This is a genomic window from Phormidium pseudopriestleyi FRX01 (assembly GCF_017313335.1).
Classification (GTDB): Bacteria; Cyanobacteriota; Cyanobacteriia; order Cyanobacteriales; family Laspinemataceae; genus Laspinema; species Laspinema pseudopriestleyi.
In genome coordinates this window covers 1-2,582 of the sequence record NZ_JAFLQW010000110.1, presented here as the reverse complement: position 1 = coordinate 2,582, position 2,582 = coordinate 1, and the positions used below count along the sequence as shown (strand labels likewise).

The window sequence follows — 2,582 nt, the reverse complement described above, 5'->3', positions numbered from 1 at the left end:
ATCGCTGCTTTTCTGCCCAGAATTGCCAACTTTGAAGGCAATGTCATTGTTACCCAATTCAGCTTTACTTATCGCGGGACCTCTCCCAATCAACTGTTTCTCCATAGCATCCGACCCCTCCAGCGATTGGAACTCCAAGGGATACAGCCTAACCTCACTTTATACGGTCAATTCACCAGTCCCTCCATCCCCACCCTCAGTCAATTCACTCCCCTAGAAATAGTCCTCGATCGCCCCGAAAGCAAACTGATTCTCGAACCCATCCCACCCAACCCCAGCCAACTAGAACTCACCGAACTCCGCCTACAACCCGAGACAACCATTTCCCAACTCTTTTATCAATCCTTTGGGAATCTGATGGGATTAAACCTCGTTCACAAAAGTTCAGAAACTCCGAATATTTTATTACTCTCCCTGGGAACTAACCCCATCAAAATCACCCTAGAAAATTATCGCTTACCCACCTTATCCCCTAAAAATCGACCCTCAGAAAGCTATCCCTTAGAATTAACCTTTGTGCCGATTAACACCGAACTGCGTCTGGCTTTAAATGATTCAGTTGACCTCACATTAGGCTTGCCCAACCTCACCCCAACTCCGGATCAGGAATGGTTAGGGGGAAATTTACCCGTCAAACAGGTCAATTTCACTCAGCAACGTCGTACCGGAGAACTGCGAGACGAATTTGAGATTTCCAGCATTCAAGCCGGACAAGTGCGAATGGGAGATGAACTGATAGACTTGCAGCAAAATCAATTTTTTAGTGCTGTGGGAGAACCGGGTATTTCATCCTTTCCTCGCCTCCAACTGCATCCAGAGGAACCGGCAGGAATCGAAGTGCGCTTTTCTGGGAAAGCCCGAAAGATAGAAATCGGGATTGATAGGAACTTACCCGTTAAATCAATTTGGATGAGTTGGTTAAATCGATATCTCCCCCAAGATTTAATTGCGGGATTAATGGGGTTTATCGGCGCTGCGATCGGGAGTTTGCTCTATTGGTTTGCGGATAGCAGTTTTAGGGATAGCGATCCGACTCCATAGAACCCATCTCTCTTATATAGATTATCGGTGGGATACCGCTAAGAATCCATATCGATCCACTCGATCTTGATAATCAGGAGCATCCACACCTAAAAATTCGGCGGGAATGTGTTCTTCCAGACGATGGAGAAAGGCAGATAAGCGGGAACCATTGAGTAGTGCCAGTTTAGTATTATCGCGCTGTTTTCCCCAGGAAAGCGGCGCATAAATATCGATATCCAGTCCAAAGTTTAACCAAATTGGACTCGGGGTGGTGGTATCTAATTCTCCGTCATCATCAAGTTCAACAAAAATAGAAATATTCCCCCCAGATTTAATCGCTAATTCTTCGGAAATGTTGCGATCGCCCGGTGTCAAACATTGCAAGGTTAAAGTAAAATCTATATTTACTACATCATCGGTTTTTGTCAACCAGTTTCTCAATTTTAACCTAGATTGTGTGCCTTGCCACTCCTCGATTAAAAATGTTTCTTCTCCGCAACTGCGGGTATCAATAGTAACATCCTCAACCCGCGCAAAGTCATCGAGTGTCTTTAGTAACCGTTCGATTCTCTCGACTATCCACAAGCGACGGATCGAGGGTTCAGTCAGAAGTAACCCTGCGAGTCTCTTACCCATCGGCAAGGGACTGTTCGAGGGACTATTCAGAAATTTTTCTAGGGGCGACTTGACAACTAAATCATCAGGCAAATCCCTTAGACCTCTTCCTCCGAATATTGACAAAGGAGTGAGGGAGGAATTAGGCAGAAATTCTTCTAGGGCAGAATCGACACATAAATTATAAGTCCAATCTATTAGACCGCTTCCTCGTCGCCAAGTGGTTTGAAAATTTTGGTGATTATTCATAGGTTTAGACTTTAGAAAAATAGTTATCTTTATTCAGAAGACGTTTTGATAATTTGATTATCTTCGCTGCGACTAAACTCTACCAGCAGTTCTCCATTTCCATAAATTGCGACTCGCCGCAAGCTCCTCATTTGATTAGAGCGAAAATCTCGTAAAATCCACCCTGCGACAGTCTCAGGTTCGTTGAGTAGAATAGCAGAAAAATCTTTTTCGGCTTCTTCGTAAAGCTGCATTTCCAACGAACCTGGAATTCCATAAGCTAGACCTGATTTTTTAAGCTGTCTGTTCGCTTGTCCAATTTTCTTTTTAATCCATTGATCCCATCCCGCGCTTGCACTAACGTTGCTTGTTTTAACTGTGGTTTTTATTTCAGTAATTTCCGATTTTAGGGTTTCCCCCTGATTGAGGTAAACTGCATAGTCGGGTATTTTAACATTTTCCTGAACAGATTCAGGTATAATTTCGACTGATCGGCCTAAGCTCAAGATTTGCCTCTCTAAAAAGGTGATTTCACCTTTGGCCCCAATCTGACCCAGCTTAACTTCGTTGGCTAGGTCATTTAGCTTTTTGTCGATTGTAGCATCGCTTCCGACTAACAAACCTGAATTTTTCAAAGAATTCAGCCGGTTGTCTATATCATGATTCTCGGGTAATTGCCTATAAATGGGCATTCTCAAGGGTTTTCTGGCAATGAT

3 protein-coding genes are annotated in these 2,582 nt (G+C 43.6%); 1 reads left to right on the top strand and 2 read right to left on the bottom strand.

The annotated features are described in order from the left end of the window. Nucleotides 1-1,041 (top strand): hypothetical protein (locus tag J0895_RS04290; protein WP_207086888.1); only part of this gene is annotated, 1,041 nt, incomplete at its 5' end. A gap of 21 nt (nt 1,042-1,062) precedes the next feature. Here J0895_RS04290 and J0895_RS04285 read toward each other — a convergent pair. Further along, nucleotides 1,063-1,887 carry a hypothetical protein gene (locus tag J0895_RS04285; RefSeq protein WP_207086887.1) on the bottom strand — a complete coding sequence of 275 codons (825 nt, stop codon included), beginning with the start codon at nt 1,885-1,887 and terminating at the stop codon, nt 1,063-1,065. A gap of 29 nt (nt 1,888-1,916) precedes the next feature. Beyond that, complete coding sequence (locus J0895_RS04280; RefSeq protein ID WP_207086886.1) at nt 1,917-2,564, bottom strand: hypothetical protein; 648 nt, start codon at nt 2,562-2,564, stop codon at nt 1,917-1,919. Between the last annotated feature and the right edge of the window lie 18 nt (nt 2,565-2,582).

What these genes read in the sequence shown, in the direction of transcription:
- J0895_RS04285 (WP_207086887.1), bottom strand. Translation starts at nt 1,887, where the DNA reads ATGAATAATCACCAAAATTTTCAAACCACTTGGCGACGAGGAAGCGGT.